Below are 20583 nucleotides of genomic sequence, written 5' to 3'. Positions count from 1 at the left end.
TCAAGGTGATTATGGGTGTCACCATACGTTCCTCTGGAACGTGGAAGGATGTTGAATATTGAAAAGCTACAAACGAGCTGTCCCGCTGGGACACTATTATGGAATTGAAGCTGCCATTGTTTGTGTTTGTATTCAGGGATTCTACTTTTGATGCTGTTCAGTAATTACGAATTGATGATTTTTTTCGCTTTCGTTCGTGTCGTCACGAACGACATACTTTATACAGTAATTTCGATTTGTGGGGGCCTGCCTTCCAGTGCGGCAGGCACCAAACGAAGGTTTAATGGGTGATTTCCGCCTTTTTAGAAAGTGAATCAAATTGTCGTATCACGGATCTAAAGGACTACTGAAGCCTTTTCTTCCATTTTTTAGGATGCTGATTTGTATTAAATACAGCTATTACATCGATATTGTTTCCGTTAACTACATATAAAATTAGATATGGAAAACGGTTCACTACAAATGCTCTTACTATCTTTTTGTAGCGTATTCGATAGGTTTTTGGATTGCTAATAATTGTTTGGGCGGCAGCATTAATTGATTCTAAAAATTTTTCACCTAAACCTATTTGTTGTGTTTCATACCAAATATAGGACTCGTAAACGTCCGACTCTGCTTCTTCTGATAATTGGTAATTATAGGGCATTTTTGGCTCGACTTCGTATTCTTTCTTTTACGTCATCCCACTGAGAAAATTTCATCTCCCCATTTTCATATTTTTCTAGTCTACTGTTCAATTCCTTTTGATGCTCCTCACTTAATTCAAAAGAACTTTCTTGTTCCTCCTTAAGAACTTGAAGCTGTTTAAGGAGGGACTTATCCTGAAGCTGGGTAAGCCAATGGATAAGATCTATTTTAACAGATTGTATGTCCATATTCAAAAGATCATTTATTAGTGTTGGATAAAGTTAACGGTTTTTATGATTGGTTAAGTTTCACTAGTATTTACTTCGTCGCCGTTCGTGTCTTCGTGAACGGCATACTTTATACAGTAATTTCGGCTAGTGGAGACCTTTATACAGGCAAGACAGGCACAAACCGAGGAAAAAACACAACCTCGTTTTATTAACTGGGCTCTTTGCGCCTTTCTCTGTGGTCTTTGTTGTTAATAAAACCGATTAGATCCTTTCCTTCACCAATTGATCCATCACCCAGTTTGCCCTGGCTCCGCTGACTCCAGTGCTATTGCAGGATTCTGTCCCCAGAAGATCGCCAACTATGGTTTTGATTAATGGCTGCTGAATGTGTTTTGGGAGTTCGAAGGAGAAGTCCTGAGTTCCATTTTCATCTGTATTAAGAGTGAATTCACCTTTGCCAAAAGTCTCGAATCGAATCGTTCCCTTACTACCGAAGATGATGGTTTCATCTACTTCTGCATTTGCAGAAGTCGTAAAGCACCAGTTGCCTGAGCCCAAGACTCCGCTGTCGAAGACGAAACTTCCAGAAACAATATCCTCGGCTTCGTAGGTTTTTGCCTGATTGGAAGCAAAGCCAGAGGCATGCGTGATTTTCCCAAAGAAAAAATCCATCAAGTCTAGTTGATGTGAGGCCAAGTCAAAGAAATACCCACCACCAGCTAGCTCTGGATCTACCCGCCAATTGGTTTCCACTTTTGTGATAAGAGTAGCATCCAGCTTCTGCTTGAGATTGATGTGGACCGTTCGGATTTCTCCCAGAATCCCAGCATCCATGAGCTCTTTGATTTTGCGGAACTGCGGTAATTCTCTTCTGTAGTAGGCAACATACAGCGGGACATTTGCTTTCTCGCAAACAGCAATCATTTCCAGACATTCGGCATGTGTTCTAGCCATGGGCTTTTCTACATAGACTGGCTTTCCGGCTGCGGCTGCAAGTTTTGCCAGTTCCAAATGAGCATTCGGAGGAGTTGCGATGTAGATGGCATTCACTTCGGGATCATTGATCAGCTCACTTGCGGAAGTGTACCATTTAGTGACGCCGTGTCGCTCAGCGTAATCTTTTACTTTTTCTTCAGAGCGACGCATGACCGCTACTATTTTGCTATTAGGAATGAGGTTCATGGCGGGAGCGGATTTGACTTCGCATACATTTCCTACGCCTAAAATTCCCCATCTTACTTCGGTGTCTTGTATTTTGCTCATATCCTAAAAATAGGGATAAGGTTTGAAGAGAACCTATTCTTATCTTCCAAATCGATAATATTCTGCCAATTCAGATTTTTTCCCTTTTAAAATGGCCGGGATGATATCCATCGCTTGAATGGAAAAAGTAATTCCGTTGCCCCCAAATCCTAAGACAAATAGGGCGTTTTCAAATTCTGGGGATTTTCCAACATAGGGCAAGCCATCTTTGGTAGATCCGAAAGTCCCGCCCCAGCTGAAATCTTCGATAAACTTAATTGAGGGAATGATGTCTTTTATGGTGTTCTGGAGCTTCTTGGATTTTCGCTCCTTTATCTTTTGTTGGAAAAGGGGCATGCGGAATTTTGAATCCTCGCCGCCTACAAGTAATCTCCCATCATCCGTCATCCTCATATACAAATAGGGATCAGAACTGTTCCAGAAAAGGGTTTTGTTGAATGCTGGCTTTACATTGATACCCTGTTCGCTCACTGTAGCATAGGTGTCAAATAAGTCTGCAATATTTTCTTTCAGCATTTTGGTGGTTTCAAAACCAGAGCAAAAAATCACTTTATCACAAGAGATCTTCACTCCATCGCTGGTGAATAGCTCTGGTTTTTTTTGATCCAAGTTAAACTCACTTATATCAGTCTGATCATATACTTTCATCCCTCGGCCTACATTGAATTTGATCAATTCATGCGTGAATTTATATGCATCTAAACTTGCCGCTGTATCTGAAAGAATTCCGCCAAAGCACTTGATGCCATAGGTTTTATTAATTGCTGTGGCAGAAAGCCAGGTGACTCCAAGATTGTGCTTTTTTCGTATCTCAAATTCCTGCTTCAATTTTTTAACCGCTTTCCTACTATGGGCAAAATATAGAGATTCTTTGGGCTCAAACCCGCAGTCAAGTTTAAGGTCTTTGATGAGCTTTCCAATGCTGAGAATGGCATCTCTTCCCGCTTGATAGCAAGTTGCGGCAGCTTTTTCGCCTATTTGATCGGCTAGGTCAATCAAGAGGACATCAATCTCATATTGAAGCATGCTGGTGGTGGCGGAAGTACTTCCCTGTGCAATATCTCGTTTGTCGATTAGACTTACCTGATATCCTTTTTCTAGAAGGGCATGGCTTGTGAGTGCTCCCGTAATTCCTCCACCAATTACCAGTATTTCTGTTTTTAAGGTTTCGCCTAAGTGAGGATAAGAGTGTAATAAACCGTTTTTGAGAAGCCAGAAGGATTCAAAGGTGCGAAGTCTCATAGATTATAGCTGGAAAGAATATATTCTGAAGTAAGAACAAATTGATTATTGGTAAGTAGCATTCTAACGAAACTATAAATCACAAGACTTGTTTTCCGTTGAATATTTTTGAATTCTAAATCTGTCGTCCATCAGACAGTGTTAAACAAGCGTGCCCTTGTGAACTAGTTATTTTTCTATCATTTTTGTCTCATGAAAAATCTAGCAATTGGTGCTCTTTTGGTACTGGGGCAATTCGCATGTAACTCTGAAGCAAAAAAGCAAGCTCAGGAAGATGCCGCGAGACTCCCAAAGGAAGTTTTGGAAGTGATGAATGCACATGGTGGTTTGGAAAACTGGCGTGAAATTCAAACGTTGCAATTTTCAATTCCAAAAGAGGGTTTTGATGAGGTGCACACCATCGATTTGCACTCTAGAATGGATAGGGTAGAAGCTCCAGCTTATGATATTGGTTTTGATGGAAGCTCTGCTTGGTCCTTGAATAAAGAGGAAGAATACGAAGGTGACCCTTCTTTCAGGCATGATCTGATGTTTTACTTTTATGCCATGCCTTTTGTCTTGGCAGATGAGGGGATCAATTATGATGTGGCTGAGCCGCTAGTGTATGAAGGGAAAAGTTATCCAGGTGTGAAAATCACTTATGGTGCTGGTGTAGGCGAAGCTCCTGATGATATTTACCTGTTGCACTATGATTCAGAAACCTATCAAATGGCTTGGTTGGGATATAAAGCGACTTTTGGAAAGGAATTGAAAGACGGCCCACCGAGCTGGATAAAATATGATGAATGGGCTGATGTGAATGGAATAAGTATTCCAACTTCCATTGCTTGGCAGAAATTAGAGAATGGAGAAATTGTTGGAGAAAGAAATCGCGTAAATTTCACTGACATTTCTCTCTCCAAGGAAAATAAGGATGCTTCCTTTTATACCAAAGAGGGAATAGTAGATTAATTTATTAGACTATAAAAAAACGGGCTCAGATTAATCTGAGCCCGTTTTTTTGCTCTAATGAAACTTTATAGAAAGCTTTTACAAATCCTTCTACTTCAAGATGCTGAATTTGTCCTGGGGAATTTAAGCTGGAGGAGGGCTTCTTCTTTTCATTACCAAGCTATCGGCTGGATAAGTGACCTTCAAATATGCCATCTGATCTTTTGCCCAATCGATAATGACTTGGCGATCGGAATCAGTCAAATTTGCCTCTGGATGCAGTCCGAAATTAGTGTATGATTCCAATGGCATATTTCCTTCTTCTACCATTTCTACCGTTTCTTCCCACTTATGATATTGCCATGCTAAAGGCTTATGGGTAAATTCATCAAAATTCAAATGCCTTTTTCCATTTTGAATATGACCATTCAGCCAATAACCTACAGGTTCAACACTGGCATACCAAGGGTATTCGGATGTATTCGTGTGACAATTATTGCAGGCATTTATCAATAATTTATTGACATTAGCTGGAATATTGTAACTCCCAGAAATAGGGTGCTCCGCAGGTTTGCCTTCATTTTTTTCGTAAGGTATAAACTGGATGGCAACTAGGATGACCAAAATGACTAGTCCGATTTTTTTCAGCATGGCTTAAAGAATTTCTAGTATAACTCAAATAATTCTGTTGGTTTAAGATATCGATTTTTTCAATGAAATTGAAAAACTATCAAATCTAAAAATGCAAAAGGGCAGGATTTGTAGTAGATACAACCTGCCCAAATACATTGCTATTTCAAGAGAATTTATTGAGATCAAACTCTTTTGCTATTGCACCCGCAACCAGCAGACCTATAATCTGTTGTTCAAATAAGGACTGCTTATAACTGTAGTTATCTATTGTTGCGAAGTGATCGCTAGTCTGAATAAATGGTTAAGACCGTTTATGCCAAGATTTACCTTTGTTCTTTGAGTAGAAATTTCCTTTCGGGCCTTCTCCTAATAGTTCTTTACCGCCATCCGTTAGGTCTGTAAATTCACCTGGACCGGCTGGATTCCCCATATATCGTAGATTCCAATTCTCACCACCATCGACAGAATATTCAATTTTAAGTGTGTTGGTAGGGCAGATACGAATTAGTTCTTTTCCCTTTTTAATCTGTTGTGCCATTTATTAAGTATTTAATTCCTGCCAATCTAAGAATGCTTGTCGTTTAAAAAAAAACTCAGCACGGTATTTATTGATAAAATCCTAATTTTTATTATTTCTTTCTAAAATCAACAGTGATTTCTTAGACGATATCTGGCAGATGCTCCAATATATCTAATTTTTATGCATATCAAAGACATGCGGTTTGAGAAAGAAGCTTAGAAGGGTCAGGAATTGGTTGATTTGATTCTATTATGATATTATATCGAAGCCCGTTCAAAATCAATTAAACGGGCTCCGAAATGATTTATTTTGGATGATGAATTACATCTCCCAGCCTGGTCTATACGTTCTGCCGACAAATTGGTTGGCGTCTTCGAAATTTGTGATGAGTAATTTGTCTCCATCCCATAGCAATTTCTTACGACCGTAGAATTCCTGCTGTCCTTTACTGTTTTCTCTGCGAAGCATATAACTACGGATGGCTAAGTTGCCCATCAATACAGTTTCAGTCATCGGTCCTGCGTAATCAAAAGATGAGGTCAAGCCTTTGTGCTCTGAGCTACCATAACCAGCTTTACATGCATCCACCCATTTTCTTTGGTGTCCATATTCTGGTTCTATATTTTCTTCAGTTTGTGGACCAAACTCCTGCGTACCATCATTCAGGTATAATTTCGGCATCAGCGGAGATGAGTCATTGATATTGGTGGCAATTATGCCCTTTTCACCGATGATCAAAACTCCGTTAGCTCCCCCACCAATTTCTTGGTCTGCAGGAATGATATCTGGGTGAGCAGGTTTGATTCCACCATCCATCCATGTCATGTTGATTGGAGACTTGCTTTTTGGGGTGGCCGCGAAATTCAAGGAGATAAATGATGAAGCAGGACAGCCATCTGGATGGTAATCCGGAGTCCACATGCCACTATAAACAGAACCTACGCTACATTCAGCATCTGTAGGGTAATGTAAGCCTAATGTTCTGAAAGGGATATCGATCAAGTGACATCCTACATCACCTAGTGCACCAGTACCGTAATTCCACCAGCCTCTCCAGCTGAAAGGATGCAATTCTGGAGTGTAAGGAATCTCAGGAGATGGCCCTAGCCATAGATCCCAGTTCAATGCATCTGGTTTAGCGCTAGGATTTGGTTTAGGGAATGCGCCTCCTTGTGGCCATACTGGTCTATTGGTCCAAACTTCTACTTTGGAGATTTTACCAATTTTATCGTCATCTACCCATTTCTGTACAAGTTTCAACAAGTCATTTGAGCCTCCTTGATTACCCATTTGGGTTACCACTTTTTGACTTCTGGCCATTTCAGTCAGCATTCTCGCCTCCTTAATGTTATGAGTCATTGGTTTTTGTACATAGACATGCTTGCCTCGCTCCATTGCATATTTGGCGGCGGGACCGTGTACATGATCTGGAGTAGAAATCGTTACTGCGTCGATATCCTTTTCAGTATCCAGCATTTTGCGGAAATCAGCATATCGCTTTGCATCTGGGAATCTCTCTACTGATGCTTTAGCAGATCCCGAAAAATCAACATCACAAAGTGCTGCAACTCGCTCACGTCCATTTACGGATGCGTTTCTAATATCACTGGCTCCTTTTCCGCCAGCTCCGATTGCGGCTAAATTTAATTGATCACTAGGAGCAATAAATCCAACTCCACCCAGAACATTCCGGGGAACAATCATAAAAGAGGAGGCTATTGCTGCATTTTTAATGAATTCCCGTCGGCTTTTTCCATCAGGATTTTTCTTGGGGTTGTGCATGAGGTTATTTATTTTAGGTCAAATAAGTAGTCTAAAATAGGGAATTATTTTTTTGCAAAAATCCACTTTGATTTTAAAGGTTTGATATTAAGTGATTAGCGGTAAGCTGTTGAATTTGGTCAAAATTACCTTTTTGTAAATAAAGGTTTATGAGGAACTACTTTTTGTAAATAAACTTCAGCTTTATAGTGGTTGCCTACATAAAAAATCTGTGCAATCGATTGTATTACTAATAAAAAGTAAGATTTTTGGCCTAAGTTATATTTTACAGTAATTCTTTTTCTCCATAGAAAATATCAAGAAATAGTAAGAAATCAGGATAAAGCAGGTAGCTCTTGCGATAATTTCCTACTTTCTTTGAAGAATTGAAATGCTGAAGCTTTTAAATAAACAATTACAACAAGCCTGAAATGAAAATAGGAGTTTTAAAAGAGGCCAAAGAAGGAGAAAATCGTGTGGCTTTGAGTCCAGACGTCATCAAGCAATTGATCAAAAAAGAGTTTGCGGTCGTAGTAGAACTTGGAGCTGGCTTAGGATCTAATTTTTCTGATGAAGATTACAAGGCAGCAGGTGCTACAGTAGCAAGTTCAGAGGAAGTGTTTACCGCTGATGTTTTGCTCAAAGTCAATCCTTTCTCAAAGGAAGAAATTTCCAAAATGAAAACTGGAACAGCCTGCATGTCTATTATGTATGCCTACAATCATCCAGACCTATTGGATGAAATGAATAAGAAATCCATTATGTCCTTTTCTATGGATGCAGTACCGCGGATTTCTAGGGCGCAGAAAATGGACTGTTTAAGCTCACAAGCCAATCTTGCTGGATATAAATCGGTGATCTTGGGAGCTAATCATTTGGAAAAGATATTCCCGTTGATGATGACTGCTTGTGGTACGATCACTCCAGCGAAGGTTCTGATTTTCGGAGCTGGAGTTGCTGGATTGCAGGCGATTGCTACTGCCAAGAGATTGGGGGCGGTCGTGGAAGTCTCGGATGTACGTCCAGAAACCAAAGAACAGGTAGAATCTTTGGGCGGTAGATTCCTGACAGTGGAAGGGGCTGAGGAAGTGAAAGTAGAAGGTGGATATGCCTCGGAGGTCTCTGCCGAGTTTTTGCAAAAACAAAAGGAACTCATTCAAACAAAAATCAAGGATTCTGATCTGGTGATTACCACGGCTCTAGTGATGGGGAAGAAATCTCCGATTCTGGTGACTGAGGAAATGGTTAAGAGCATGAAAAAAGGCTCTGTGATCGTGGATATGGCGGTAGAATCAGGTGGGAACTGTGAGATCTCAGAGAAAGATCAAATCGTGCAGAAACATGGAGTGACTATCATCGGAGAATCAAACTTACCATCCTTACTCTCTAATAATGCGAGTCAATTGTATGCTACCAATATCAGCACCTTGCTTTTGCATTTGGCTACCAAAGATGGCTTCAATCTAGATCGAGAAGAAGAAATCACCAAGGGCGTTTTGATCACTTACGAAGGTCAGGTGGTCCATGAATTCACAAATAAAATATTAAATAAATAAGTATTAACCTTTTCATATTATGAGCTCAGAAGCATTAATTATTCTGATTTATATCCTTGTTCTGGCAAGTTTTCTGGGATTTGAGCTAATCGCAAAAGTCCCCCCAACCTTGCATACACCACTTATGTCTGGTTCTAATGCGATTTCGGGGATTACGATTGTAGGGGCACTTCTAGCCTGCAATGAAATGGGCTATACCACCATTAGTAAATGGATGGGGATGGTAGCCTTGGTACTCGCCACTATCAACGTAGTCGGCGGATACACTGTCACAGATCGTATGCTTAAAATGTTCAAGAAAAGATGAGTATAGCCATAGAATTAGCCTATTTGATCGCCTCCATCTTGTTTGTGTTGGGGATGAAAATGATGAATAAAACCAAGTCAGCGCGACAAGGAAATCGCCTGTCAGCCTTGGGGATGTTTATAGCCATACTGGCAACCATGCTACAAATTGATGCCATTTCTCTGGTTGAGATTCTTGCTTGTATAGTGCTTGGATCAGCAATTGGCCTGTATTACGCCAATAAAGTAGAGATGACCAAAATGCCAGAAATGGTAGCAATTTTCAACGGATTCGGTGGCTTAGCTTCCTTTTCAGTTGCACTTTCGGATTACTTCCTACGAACAGAGGTCAACATGCAGTCAATCGAACTGGTGACTGTGATTAGTATTATTGTTTCTGTCTTTATTGGTGGCCTGACCTTCACTGGTTCCTTAATAGCTTACTTGAAGCTTAATGGAAATATTTCTGGTTCTCCGATTACGTTCAAAGGACAACATGCGATAAACCTAGTTTTGTTTTTAGGCTTTTTGACTGCTGCTGTTTTCACAGTTGTGGATCAAACTGATCCTATGCTGATTATTATTCTGATCGTGATAGCCCTGATTTTGGGTGTGCTGACAGTGATTCCTATTGGAGGAGCAGATATGCCAGTGGTGATTTCCTTGCTGAATTCTTATTCAGGAATGGCAGCTTGTGCTACAGGTTTTATCCTAAATAATAATGTGCTGATCGTAGCAGGTTCTCTGGTAGGGGCCTCCGGGATTATCCTCACGCAGATTATGTGTAAGGCGATGAATCGATCCTTGATCAATGTACTCTTGGGTGGATTTGGTCAGACTGTGAATGAAGCTCAGGGAGATGGCCCATCTATTACGGTGAAGGAAATAGGAGTGGAGGAGACGGCTATGCTATTTGATGGGGTTTCTTCTGTGATTGTAGTGCCAGGATATGGGATGGCGGTAGCGCAGGCTCAGCACGTGATCCGTGAATTGATGGAGCAATGCGAAAAGCGAAATATCGATTTCAAATTTGCTATTCATCCAGTGGCAGGAAGAATGCCGGGGCATATGAATGTGCTCTTGGCAGAAGCAAATATCTCTTATGATAAATTGATAGAAATGGAATCTATCAACGATGAATTTCCTAACACGGACTTGGTGCTGATTGTTGGTGCAAATGACGTGGTCAATCCAGCTGCCAGAAATAATCCTCAAAGTCCGATTTACGGAATGCCGATCTTGAATGCTGATAAAGCCAGAACTGTCATCGTCTGCAAGCGAAGTATGGGTAAAGGCTACGCTGGTGTAGAAAATGAGTTATTTGGCTATCCTAATTGCCTAATGCTCTTCGGAGATGCCAAACAGACAATCACGAAGGTGGTGTCTGAGATGAAGGAAATGTGAGTTGATGTGGGATTTTTGATTTACGAATTACGATGTTTCCGGGACTCCAATCATTGGTTCAGAAAAGCAATATTTCCTAGTACTTTGATGCTTTTAACTTTAGGTTAAAGATGATTTTTGATCAACTAGTAAGTCTATAACAAAACGAGCGATCTGGAATTTCCAGATCGCTCGTTTTTTTGGCTAGCTTAAAGAGTTATACCTAATCTAGGCTTAAAGCAACATATTTTATTTTCTCCCTATTATAGGTGTAAGTCATGTGAACAGAACCGTCCTTAGCCTGGATGATAGCTGGGTAGCTGAATTCACCTTTTGGCTGGTCTTCTAGTACATATATTTCTTCCCAATTTATGCCATCCATAGACATCAGTAGGGAAAGCTTATTTCTACCATCTTTAATGGGATTGCAAAGCAATAACTGAACGCCACTTTTTAAGGTTACCGCATCAATGCCGGAGTTGTTATGAACCAATCCAGTAGATTCTACAGTGGACCAAGTTTTGCCATTATCCGAGGACCAGGTCGTCCCGATTACATCTTCTTGAGTTCGGGCAAGCATTTGGAGTTTGCCATTTGGATAAAATAATACGGTGGGCTGAATGGCATGAAAATCTCCATTGTCGATTTCTATCTTATTCCAATTTTGAACATCTGAGGTAGTAGTTTCTACATGCATACTCCAGACGCCATTAGTTTCGAAGCTGCTTGGGTGAAGTAGCGTGCCATCAGCTAGTTCCACGGTTTTGTTTTTTACAGGCCCTAGCATTCCAGGGGGAATTTGAATCGCTTCAGACCAAGTCTTTCCTTCATCTTCTGAGGTTTTGTAGAGTCCCCACCATTCTCTTGGGTTTGGGCCTTCTTTGTAGAAAAGGATGATTTTCCCAGCGTCATTTTTGTAAAGCACAGGGTTCCAGGTAGGGTTTCGGAAGTCTTTATTTTCCACTCCATCGGCTACCATTTCTGGAGTAGACCATGTTCCGTTAGCCAAGAGGGAAGTATAAATACTCACATCTGGATGCCGCTCGTAGGTTCCGCCAAACCAGGAAGCTAATATTCCTCGATCTGTTTCCACCAATGTGGATGCATGGCAGGAGGGGAAAGGAGCTTGCTCATAGATAAATCCTGAGCTTAGAATTGTGACAGTGGGCTTTTCGTTTGTTGGGAAAAAGCTCAAAAGGGATAGAATGAAAAGTAAGGTTTGCATGGGTTGATTATTGGTTTGATTAAAGAAGTTAATGTTTTGAAGAAGAATGGCTGTCTGGTACTTACCTGTATTATCTCCACTGGATTTTAGCAAAATCTATAAAATGCTCCCAATCTTCCCAAGTTAAGCTATGCTTTCCTTCTCGAATATGATATCCGGCAAAAGGCTGGATGATAGGGTTCTTAAGTTCTTCGAAAGCTAGTGGGAAGTTAACATCTTGATCATAGATTTCGGAGAAAACCCGAGCACCTAATTGCATGGAAATATACTCGCCTTTTGGGTCTGCCCATTGATCTCCCCGAGCGCTGGCGAAATAGACAGCGCGAGGCGCAATAAGTGCAGCAAGCATATGCTGATCCACTGGGAGCGTCTCTTCTGCACCGTTGTAAGCGTTGAAGTTATCGGCAAACCAATGAGGGAAACTCGTATTAATAACTGCGAGGGTTTCGCCATACTTTCTTCGTGAGATTGCTGCTCCACCACATCCTGACTCATTTGGGAAAGCTACAGACCAGCGCAAGTCATTCGCCGCTGCCCATAGAGTGGCTTTACCTCCTCTAGAGTGACCAATTAAAGCGGACCTTTTGCTGTCAATCATTGGGTTTTGTTCGAAGTAATCCATCGCACGCATCGCTGCCCATCCCCAAGCGCCCAGTGTTTTCATACCATCGCTTTTTTCTAACTCTTCAGGATAAAGTGTTTGCAGGATTCCTTCGGAATATCGTTCTGCATCATCTGGAGCGACTGTCTCTCCATGGAAAGAAGCGGTGGCATAGCCTCGATTGATTAGTTCAGAAGCTGACCAAAAACCTTCCTCTACAAGTGATCCGTCTGAATGCTTTGGGCGGTGATTGATGAGTAGGAATATAGGGAATGGACTTTTGGCAGTTTTGGGAAGGAATAGGTTCAGACGCATGGTATGCGATTTACCATTTCTGGAAACTGTAATGTTTACTTCTTTTAGAATGGCTTTTTCAGGATAAGGATTTTGACTTTCCTGTACTTCTTCAAAAGAAATTTCATCAAAGTCAGTAGGGATATTTCCGTAGACATGCTCGCGGAAAAGATTCAAGATCTCTGGCCTTCTGATTTCCTCCCAATCTTGTTGCGTACTGATGAGTTTGCCTCCTAAGCTTACGAATGGATCTGGAAGCGTGATATCTGGAACCTTGCTTTCGTCGTAATTAGGGTTGTTCTGAGCCATAGAAAAAGAATATGTAAGAATTAAAAAAAGAAGAGTTAGCGCGGGTTTCACTGTCATAAGTTGTGCTGAGATCTAAATACCAAGTGTTAAATAGGTAATTTATTAAAAGCTAAGGAATTACTATCTTTTCCCAAAGTTTTTGGACTCAATTATAATTGATCAAGTCAGGTTTAGTTACATAGACATCTGATTTTCTGAATCTCAGGTTTTTACGGAAGCTAACAGCGAATTTGGATTTGCCTTCATCATCGTTTGGAATAAAAGTTCCCTTTATTTCCATCGTTCCGAATATCAAATTTTCATTTCGTATTCTCATCCCAAGACTTATTCCGGTGAAGTTTTGGTACTGATTTTCACAGCTAGGGCATTTTAATTTCGCCCAATAATAGGATGCAAAGGGGGCTATTCGGAATCCAATCAATGACCATGGCGTGTACAGGCTTGATTCAAATCCCAAGGAAATTCGCTGGGTAGCATCTAACTCTTCCACGCGTAAGCCTGGAATGATATTTCCATCGATAGTGAGCCAATCGTTTGTGACTCTGTTGAAGAGTTGGGTGTAATAAGCCGAAGCAGAATTTCTCATTTTGAATTTTCCGATCGAAAAAGCCTGAGTATAGTATGATCCCCCAGTTTGAATGACAGCATCTTCCCAAATACTATGTCTAAAGTAGGTGGACATATTCATAGTTAATTCGTAGAAGCTTCCGTTTTTCGATGCTCCTTTATAATTCAATTTAATACTTGTGTAAGGCCTTGAAATCGACATGGTTTTCATGTATCCCAAGGTGGAGGAGAGGTTATAGCCAGAAGGAACGTCCTCTGTACGTCCAAATCCATAGACATATTGAGTTTTGAAAAAATCCTGTTGATAAAAGGTGAATTCACCCAGGACTCCTTTATTATCATTATATCTACGTTCATCTATCACTTCTTCTTGGTTTGGCTTATCTATAAAATCACCATCAAAAAGTCTTAAGGCTACGAATTCCCGTCTTCTATTGCGAGTAGCTTTTTCTGACCCAAAATTGTAACCAGCCCAAACATCCGCAATGTTGTATCTGTAATCTAAAAATGCTGAATCTGGTTTTGAATCCACATTCTGGGACCAGTTTTGACTCCAGCCTGCACCACCAGCGATTTTGGCATATGGAGAAACTAGCGGCCTGTCGATTTTAATTCCTGTGGAAAATTCATTCTCTTCGCCAAGGCTTACCCCAGAATTCAACTGTGTGTAATAAATCACTAAGTCTGCCAAACTTCCCATTAGACTACTTTTGGAATAGGCCAGGCCAAAACCTGTCCTAGGTTTTCTGTCATGGTCATAGAGAATGTCGAATTCTAATCCTTGTCCCCTTCCATCTAAATTTGCATCGTAAAGTTTTAAAAGTGGGGCAGTAGGGAAACTTCCTCCAGCAGAGGCTCCAATACTGAATACGTCGCGAGTAACTACTGTGAGATCCACAGAGTCAGTGTCTGCTACGGGGCTTACTATTATTCTGCTTTCAAGGATAAATCGCTGATCTCGGAGGAATCGCTCATTATCACCAAGCTTGTAAGGGTTTAAAGGTTGGTTTGGTTTGATGAAAAGATGTTGGCGAATAGTTTTCTCCCGAGTATTTGTATGAAGCTTGTTAGCTATTCTACCTACCTTTTGGACGATAGGCTTCTGGTTTCCATAGATAGAAAAATCAAAACCCACAGTCTCAATATTTATTGTGCGAATGATCATTCCTTCGAAGGGCAGAAATTTCTCCTCAGACTTCTCTACCAAGACCGTATCTCTAGTAGATCGGGTGATCAAATCAATTCCTTTGTCAAGTGCTTTTTGAGTGATCGAAACTTTTGAACTGTCATTTTCATCTTGGGCAAAAAGTTCCTCCCTCATGCCTAGGAGCATAAGTACTATGAAAAGAGCTTTTATGGACAATTTTGGCACTGTTTAAGGATTATTTCGAATTAATTACCTGCAAATTAGTTTACACGGACTAATAGTTAAAGTATAGCGGGTTTTATGCCAGTATTGCAAATCTAATCAGAGTTTGAAGAAGGATTTGTTAGAGCCTGTTCGGATTCAGAAAAATTATCGGTCTCAACTGCCTTTCTAAAAAAGGATGAAATTGAAAGGGCGTATGTAAGGAAAACTCAATGCGATGTATGAGATTTTCTTTATTTAATGATTATGAATTTGATTGTTTTAGTCAGATTTCAATTTCTTGAATTAACATAGGAGATGAAATTTTTAGGCGCGAAGAGCTACATCATTCTTAGAGAGAACAAATGAATTCATTTTACTCATCCCTGAGCCACAGTGGTTCGTAAGTTGTGTTTTTTTGGCTCCTGCTTATACTTCTCTTAAGTCTCTATTTTTTAGGTGTTTATCGGTAAATGATATTGGGTAAGAGAGACTTGAGTCACTAAGCTGATGGCTTTTTTAATGTGCTCTTTGCTTTAATTAATATAAGCCTAAAGCTGCCTTAACATGGTAGAATAGGATATAATATACTTTTGACCCCATCGGAAAAGGGAGCCAGTACGAAGGCTCTGAGTAAAAAAAATCTTAGTCATCCAACACTTAAATTTATGAATTCAAAATTACGATTTTCTAAAATCCTCTATGCGTCTGCGTGTATGGTGATGTGGGCTGGAGTCTCTAGCCCATCGCGCCTAGTCGCCAGGAGTATTGAATACGATGGGGAGCTACACAACAACTTCTCTGTTACAAAATTAGGATCTGTACAGCAGCCTGTTTCTGGTATTGTAACTGATGAAACCGGAGAGCCACTTCCTGGTGCTACGGTTCGGATTAAGGGAACATTAGAAGGTACGGTTACAAACCTTGATGGGAAATATACAATTGAGGTAGGAGAAGATGCCGTGCTGCAAATTTCATATGTGGGATACATTCTACAGGAAATCTCAGTAAATGGCCAATCAATTATGGACGTTCAGTTGCAGCCAGATGCTACGCAATTAGATGAGTTGGTTGTGGTAGGTTATGGTACTCAGAAAAGATCAGATGTCACTGGAGCAATAGGTTCGGTGAAAAGAGAAGATTTTAACCAAGGTGTGGTTTCCAATCCAATTGATCTCTTGCAAGGGAAAATGGCTGGTGTTAACATTTCTGCTACCTCTGGAGAACCTGGAGCTACTCAAAATGTAATCATTAGAGGTATTGGAAGTTTACGTTCGGGAACTCAGCCGCTCTATGTAGTTGACGGCTTTTTGCTTGATAATTCCTCTACAGGCGTAGCTTCTAATCCGCTAAATTTCCTTAACCCGAATGATATCGAGTCAATGGATGTGCTGAAGGATGCTAGTGCTACGGCACTTTATGGATCTAGAGCATCTAATGGCGTGGTCGTTATCACTACGAAAAAAGGTAAAGACGGAAGAAGTCAGATGAATTTCTCCGCATCTACAGGGATATCTTCTATGGCAAATAAGATAGATGTTTTTAGTGCGGATGAGTTTCGTGGAGAAGTTGTGGCTGCAGGTGGAGCACTGCTAGATTTCGGTGCTAATACGGATTGGCAGGATGAATTAACGCAAACTGGTATTTCAAATGATATCAATTTTTCGATGAGTGGAGCCAACAAGGAGAGCTTTTCCTATTTCGCGTCAGTTGGTTTTCAGGATCAAGAAGGTATCTTGAAGAATAGCGAATTGAAGCGTTATTCTGGAAAACTGAACATGAATCAGAAGGCTTGGAATGGTAGACTAAATGTAGATTATAATCTAACTGCATCCCATACAGAGAATTTGAGACCGAGCATCACATCGACTATAAGCGATATGCTTAGCTTGAACCCAACGGTAGCCCCTTACACAGACGGTGAGCCTACCTTGTTAAATACTAATGCATTGAATCCGTTTGCTAGGTATGATTTGTACAGTGACAATGCTGCTAACAATCGTATTTTAGCTACCATCGCACCTTCCATTGAGATTTTGGACGGTTTGGTGTATAAAGCTAATCTTGGTGTAGATTACTCAAGCACAGATAGATATCAGCAATATAAGCCTTACACCGCCGTAATCAACGAATCAAATATTTCAGATGGTTCTCTTGATGTGGCGATTAGTTCGAATGCTAACAAGCTGGTAGAGAATACGCTTACGTATAACTGGAATAACTACAAGCACAACGTGACTGTTTTGGCTGGGCATTCTTACCAGACTTTTTTGGATGAAACTAGAATCACGTCCTACAGAGGTTTTGCAGACAATAATATTGAACCTAGATATCAGGATCACAACAGTACGACCGAATATCCTACCACAGTGAATTCCTCTGCAGTAAGAAATGAGTTACAGTCTTTCTTTGGTAGACTAAACTATGTGTTCGACGATAAATATCTGTTTACAGCGACTTTCCGTGCTGATGGATCTTCCAAATTCGGAGATAATAACAAGTATGGTTACTTCCCATCATTCGCTGGGGGCTGGAATATTAGCAAAGAAGATTTCATGGCAAACTCTGGTTTCAGCAATCTTAAGTTGAGAGCAAGCTGGGGAAAAACAGGTAACCAAGAGATTCCTTCTAAGATCACAAAAGCAAGTTATTCAGAAGATAGATTGGCTACAGGCGCTGGGAGTTTGAGTACTTACCCGATAGATACGGATGCTAATTCACTGGATGGATATCCATACGGAATTGTATTTACACGTTTAGCAAACCCAAATTTGCAGTGGGAAGTATCTACACAGTTTGACTTAGGAGTTGATTTCGCAATCTTCAATAATCGATTGACAGGTACGGTAGATTATTTCAACAAGGTTTCTTCTAACATCTTGTTGGAAGTAGTTCCAGCGGATCCAGTACAGCCTACTTCTACTTATTGGAATAATATCGAGAATATGAAAATCCATAACTCAGGTTTTGAGTTGGGCTTGAATTATAACAGCGACGAGTCAAGAGACTTCTCTTACAGCATCGGAGGTAACATTACCTTTATCCAAAACGAAGTAAAAGATTCTCCCTATTCAGTATTGACTACTGGAGCAGCGCAAGGTGCTGGTCAGACTGGAGCAACCATTAACGGGTATATCAATAACGAGCCAATAGGTGCATTTTACATGCTACAGTTTGATGGGATTGGTGAAGATGGCTTGAACAAATTCAAAGATATCAATGGAGATGGTGCAGTATTAGATAATGATCGTAGTGTAGTGGGAAGTGCAATTCCTAAATCTATCTATGGTATCCAAATGAACTTCAGGTACAAATCATTCGATTTGGGGATGAACTTCAACGGTACTTCTGGAAGCAAGATTTACAATCACACCGCCATGTCTTTGTTTACCAAAGCACAGTTGTCTAGGTCAAATAATACCACCGATTTTGCTACTGAGTTTCCAGAAGAATCGTTTAACAATTCCAACACGGTGTCAACCCGATTCTTGGAAGATGGCTCTTTCTTTAGATTGAATAATGCTACGCTGGCTTATAATCTGAATACAGATAAAGTCGGATTGGGCAATGTTTTTCAAAGCGCTCGATTTGCGCTTACTGGTCAAAACCTATTTGTAATATCAGATTATTCAGGATTTGATCCAGAAGTCAACACTGGTGCTACTTCAGCTGGAATTCAAACTTTTGGTATAGATCGTTTTACTTATCCACGAGCAAGAACATTTTCGCTCAGCCTTAATTTAATGTTCTAAAAAGAAATTGATGATTAGTAAATCATACAGAAAAGCATAAAAAAAATGAAAAATATAAGATTTTATAAACTACTTCCGATAGCTGCATTTGCATTCGCTTTCTTCGGTTGTACCGACTTAAATGAAGACATTCTTGATGAGTCCTTGACGGGAACTGGCCAAGCTGAAGTTGTCAGTGGATCCATAGCTCCAGTTTACGGTATGCTACGTCAAGTGTGGTTACACACAGTTAATTTTGGCCTTCAGGAGGTTGCCTCAGATGAAGGGATACTTCCTTATCGTGGAGGTACGGATTGGTTTGATGGCGGTAAATTTATATCCGTTCATCAGCACCTTATGACGCCAAGCAATGGCTTGGTAGGAGATGCCTGGACTTACATCACTTTGACTTTATCTAGGGCGGTATTGGCAGAGGAAAGATTGCGCATAGAAGTTGAAAAAGGAAATTCAGCAGCACAAGATCCACTTTATGAGATGATAGCTATGAAGGCTTATCTCAATATGCTGGCTCTTGATAATTGGGGCCTTGTATTGAAGAAGGAAGGATCTGACCAAACATCAGACGTTCTTAGAGGGCAAGAGGCGATCAGTTACATCGAAAGCGAATTATTGTCTGTAGTTGATGTAATCGGAAGTGACAAAGGACCAGGTAGATTGAACAAGAATGCAGTAAGCTCTTTGTTGGCTCGTCTATACCTAAATGCGGCAGTTTACAGAGATCCATATGGTACACCTGATTTTCAATCAGCTGATATGGATAAGGTGATTCAATACACAGACAACATTATTAATGGACCGAATACACTATCTGCTGAATATTTTGACTTGTTCAGTGATGATAACCATTATAATCCTGAAGTTATATTTTCACTTGACCAAAGAGGTGTACTTGAGACAGAGCATAGTAGATGGGCTTACTGGCCGATATCAGGTGATCTAATACCAAGACCGGAATTTCCAAACACGCGTGGAACTGATGCAGTAGCAGTCACTCCTGATTTCTTTCAGACTTGGGTAGATGCTTATGGCAATGTAGACCCAGCTGATGCAGATGCTCGTTTCTTCAAAGAGAATACAATTATCCCTGAGGATCTTCAGGATCTTACGGGTGTAAACCCAAACAATGATTCAGATCATTACTATTCGATAGAAGCAACAAAGTTTGAAATAAACAGAGGGATCCTACGAGATATCATTTGGGGTCCTAGAAAGGATGATGGTGGAAATATTTTGACTGACGATGCTGGTAAAGTAAGAATCTATCCAGTAATCAATAGAAGAAGTAGTGGTGCCGACATTCGATACGTTGACCATACGCTAAAAGTGGATTTCACTAACGAAGGAAGCTTACATAATGCCGGATACCGGTTCTCAAAATATCAGTTTAGCCATACTGCTCCAAATTGCTGTAGCTACAGCAGCGTTGACTTAGTCCTGGTTCGATTGGGTGAGATTTATTTGATGCGTGCTGAGGCGAAGTTGAGAAAAGGTGACAATGCTGGTGCATTGGCTGATATCAATACTTTGAGAACGTCAAGAAATGCACGTCCAGATCAAACTCCAGCTGCCTTGACTGCTATTGATTTGGATATACTTTTCCGTGAGACAGGCTTTGAATTGTATTGGGAAGGGTTCAGAAGAAACTATCAAATCAGATTTGGTAAATATGAAGGTAGCTGGACTGAGAAAACAGATACAGATGTCTACAAACGATTATTCCCGATTCCTCAAAAAGCTATTGATGGCGCATCTAGCGAAGATGGCTTCTTAGTGCAAAACCAAGGCTATTAATACCTATTAAACCAATTGTTAAAGTCAAGCCGATGAGATTTTCTCATCGGCTTTTTTGGTTACTCAAATTTACCATGGGGAAACTTTTCCGATTTAATACTGACCGTGCCTTTGGCACTCAATGTTGAGCATTGTGGAGCTTCGTCCCCGAATTTCGCTTCGCTGTATTCGGGGTTGGTACGATGAATGCCGTTGGCATTCTTGAGCCTAGGAATAGCGAACAAACTCTAGGTGTGATTTCTATTTACGTGCGTTAATCGCTAAGC

General features: G+C 40.5%; 16 protein-coding genes. 6 read left to right on the top strand and 10 right to left on the bottom strand.

Annotation, left to right across the window (positions count from 1 at the left end; genetic code table 11):
• Positions 1-343: 343 nt before the first annotated feature.
• The 4 genes from LV85_RS19635 to LV85_RS19620 form a co-directional block, all read right to left on the bottom strand.
• Entirely contained in the window at positions 344-646 is a 303-nt protein-coding gene (locus LV85_RS19635) for a type II toxin-antitoxin system RelE/ParE family toxin (RefSeq protein WP_111322620.1), read from the bottom strand.
• A complete protein-coding gene (locus tag LV85_RS19630) occupies positions 636-875 on the bottom strand; it encodes an addiction module protein (RefSeq protein WP_111322619.1) in 240 nt (79 codons plus the stop codon). Before LV85_RS19630 ends, LV85_RS19635 begins: the two co-directional genes overlap by 11 nt.
• 243 nt (positions 876-1118) lie before the next feature.
• Positions 1119-2120: a Gfo/Idh/MocA family protein gene (locus LV85_RS19625; RefSeq protein WP_111322618.1), complete on the bottom strand. Its 1002-nt coding sequence runs from the start codon at positions 2118-2120 to the stop codon at positions 1119-1121.
• A gap of 39 nt (positions 2121-2159) precedes the next feature.
• Complete coding sequence (locus LV85_RS19620; protein ID WP_111322617.1) at positions 2160-3362, bottom strand: NAD(P)/FAD-dependent oxidoreductase; 1203 nt, start codon at positions 3360-3362, stop codon at positions 2160-2162.
• A 192-nt stretch (positions 3363-3554) separates the two neighbouring features.
• On the opposite strand from LV85_RS19620, the gene LV85_RS19615 reads away from it, so the two are divergent.
• Positions 3555-4313, top strand: a complete 759-nt coding sequence (locus LV85_RS19615; RefSeq protein ID WP_111322616.1) for a DUF6503 family protein — start codon at positions 3555-3557, stop codon at positions 4311-4313.
• Between the two features lie 123 nt (positions 4314-4436).
• On the opposite strand, the gene LV85_RS19610 is transcribed toward LV85_RS19615, so the two are convergent.
• The 3 genes from LV85_RS19610 to LV85_RS19600 form a co-directional block, all read right to left on the bottom strand.
• Positions 4437-4943 carry a heme-binding domain-containing protein gene (locus LV85_RS19610; RefSeq protein ID WP_111322615.1) on the bottom strand — a complete coding sequence of 169 codons (507 nt, stop codon included), beginning with the start codon at positions 4941-4943 and terminating at the stop codon, positions 4437-4439.
• A 283-nt stretch (positions 4944-5226) separates the two neighbouring features.
• Positions 5227-5463 (bottom strand): hypothetical protein, encoded by a 237-nt coding sequence (locus tag LV85_RS19605; RefSeq protein ID WP_111322614.1) that lies wholly within the window; start codon positions 5461-5463, stop codon positions 5227-5229.
• A 303-nt stretch (positions 5464-5766) separates the two neighbouring features.
• Positions 5767-7227 (bottom strand): Gfo/Idh/MocA family protein, encoded by a 1461-nt coding sequence (locus LV85_RS19600; RefSeq protein WP_111322613.1) that lies wholly within the window; start codon positions 7225-7227, stop codon positions 5767-5769.
• Between the two features lie 410 nt (positions 7228-7637).
• Between LV85_RS19600 and LV85_RS19595 the strand changes: the two genes are divergently transcribed.
• Genes LV85_RS19595 through LV85_RS19585 form a run of 3 tightly spaced genes read left to right on the top strand, consistent with a single transcriptional unit; the run spans position 7638 to position 10451 of the window.
• Positions 7638-8762: a Re/Si-specific NAD(P)(+) transhydrogenase subunit alpha gene (locus LV85_RS19595; RefSeq protein WP_111322612.1), complete on the top strand. Its 1125-nt coding sequence runs from the start codon at positions 7638-7640 to the stop codon at positions 8760-8762.
• A gap of 19 nt (positions 8763-8781) precedes the next feature.
• Complete coding sequence (locus LV85_RS19590; RefSeq protein ID WP_111322611.1) at positions 8782-9069, top strand: NAD(P) transhydrogenase subunit alpha; 288 nt, start codon at positions 8782-8784, stop codon at positions 9067-9069.
• Positions 9066-10451 carry an NAD(P)(+) transhydrogenase (Re/Si-specific) subunit beta gene (locus LV85_RS19585; protein WP_111322610.1) on the top strand — a complete coding sequence of 462 codons (1386 nt, stop codon included), beginning with the start codon at positions 9066-9068 and terminating at the stop codon, positions 10449-10451. The genes LV85_RS19590 and LV85_RS19585 overlap by 4 nt, the downstream gene beginning before the upstream one ends.
• Positions 10452-10653: 202 nt before the next feature.
• Here LV85_RS19585 and LV85_RS19580 read toward each other — a convergent pair whose 3' ends face one another.
• The 3 genes from LV85_RS19580 to LV85_RS19570 form a co-directional block, all read right to left on the bottom strand.
• Complete coding sequence (locus LV85_RS19580; RefSeq protein WP_111322628.1) at positions 10654-11655, bottom strand: sialidase family protein; 1002 nt, start codon at positions 11653-11655, stop codon at positions 10654-10656.
• Between the two features lie 70 nt (positions 11656-11725).
• Positions 11726-12859, bottom strand: a complete 1134-nt coding sequence (locus tag LV85_RS19575) for an alpha/beta hydrolase family protein (RefSeq protein WP_245942386.1) — start codon at positions 12857-12859, stop codon at positions 11726-11728.
• Positions 12860-13004: 145 nt separating this feature from the next.
• Positions 13005-14747, bottom strand: coding sequence for a BamA/TamA family outer membrane protein (locus LV85_RS19570; RefSeq protein WP_111322608.1), 1743 nt, complete (start codon positions 14745-14747; stop codon positions 13005-13007).
• A 695-nt stretch (positions 14748-15442) separates the two neighbouring features.
• Between LV85_RS19570 and LV85_RS19565 the strand changes: the two genes are divergently transcribed.
• Together LV85_RS19565 and LV85_RS19560 are read left to right on the top strand one after the other, a co-directional pair.
• Positions 15443-18526 carry a SusC/RagA family TonB-linked outer membrane protein gene (locus tag LV85_RS19565; protein ID WP_111322607.1) on the top strand — a complete coding sequence of 1028 codons (3084 nt, stop codon included), beginning with the start codon at positions 15443-15445 and terminating at the stop codon, positions 18524-18526.
• Positions 18527-18571: 45 nt separating this feature from the next.
• Positions 18572-20317, top strand: a complete 1746-nt coding sequence (locus tag LV85_RS19560; protein WP_111322606.1) for a RagB/SusD family nutrient uptake outer membrane protein — start codon at positions 18572-18574, stop codon at positions 20315-20317.
• Positions 20318-20583: the final 266 nt, after the last annotated feature.

Source organism: Algoriphagus chordae (genome assembly GCF_003254055.1).
Taxonomy (GTDB): Bacteria; Bacteroidota; Bacteroidia; order Cytophagales; family Cyclobacteriaceae; genus Algoriphagus; species Algoriphagus chordae.
Note: the sequence above shows the minus strand (reverse complement) of the source record. Positions and strands in the feature narration are given on the sequence as shown.

What these genes read in the sequence shown, in the direction of transcription:
- LV85_RS19635 (WP_111322620.1), bottom strand. Translation starts at nt 646, where the DNA reads ATGCCCTATAATTACCAATTATCAGAAGAAGCAGAGTCGGACGTTTAC.
- LV85_RS19630 (WP_111322619.1), bottom strand. Translation starts at nt 875, where the DNA reads ATGGACATACAATCTGTTAAAATAGATCTTATCCATTGGCTTACCCAG.
- LV85_RS19625 (WP_111322618.1), bottom strand. Translation starts at nt 2,120, where the DNA reads ATGAGCAAAATACAAGACACCGAAGTAAGATGGGGAATTTTAGGCGTA.
- LV85_RS19620 (WP_111322617.1), bottom strand. Translation starts at nt 3,362, where the DNA reads ATGAGACTTCGCACCTTTGAATCCTTCTGGCTTCTCAAAAACGGTTTA.
- LV85_RS19615 (WP_111322616.1), top strand. Translation starts at nt 3,555, where the DNA reads ATGAAAAATCTAGCAATTGGTGCTCTTTTGGTACTGGGGCAATTCGCA.
- LV85_RS19610 (WP_111322615.1), bottom strand. Translation starts at nt 4,943, where the DNA reads ATGCTGAAAAAAATCGGACTAGTCATTTTGGTCATCCTAGTTGCCATC.
- LV85_RS19605 (WP_111322614.1), bottom strand. Translation starts at nt 5,463, where the DNA reads ATGGCACAACAGATTAAAAAGGGAAAAGAACTAATTCGTATCTGCCCT.
- LV85_RS19600 (WP_111322613.1), bottom strand. Translation starts at nt 7,227, where the DNA reads ATGCACAACCCCAAGAAAAATCCTGATGGAAAAAGCCGACGGGAATTC.
- LV85_RS19595 (WP_111322612.1), top strand. Translation starts at nt 7,638, where the DNA reads ATGAAAATAGGAGTTTTAAAAGAGGCCAAAGAAGGAGAAAATCGTGTG.
- LV85_RS19590 (WP_111322611.1), top strand. Translation starts at nt 8,782, where the DNA reads ATGAGCTCAGAAGCATTAATTATTCTGATTTATATCCTTGTTCTGGCA.
- LV85_RS19585 (WP_111322610.1), top strand. Translation starts at nt 9,066, where the DNA reads ATGAGTATAGCCATAGAATTAGCCTATTTGATCGCCTCCATCTTGTTT.
- LV85_RS19580 (WP_111322628.1), bottom strand. Translation starts at nt 11,655, where the DNA reads ATGCAAACCTTACTTTTCATTCTATCCCTTTTGAGCTTTTTCCCAACA.
- LV85_RS19575 (WP_245942386.1), bottom strand. Translation starts at nt 12,859, where the DNA reads ATGGCTCAGAACAACCCTAATTACGACGAAAGCAAGGTTCCAGATATC.
- LV85_RS19570 (WP_111322608.1), bottom strand. Translation starts at nt 14,747, where the DNA reads ATGAGGGAGGAACTTTTTGCCCAAGATGAAAATGACAGTTCAAAAGTT.
- LV85_RS19565 (WP_111322607.1), top strand. Translation starts at nt 15,443, where the DNA reads ATGAATTCAAAATTACGATTTTCTAAAATCCTCTATGCGTCTGCGTGT.
- LV85_RS19560 (WP_111322606.1), top strand. Translation starts at nt 18,572, where the DNA reads ATGAAAAATATAAGATTTTATAAACTACTTCCGATAGCTGCATTTGCA.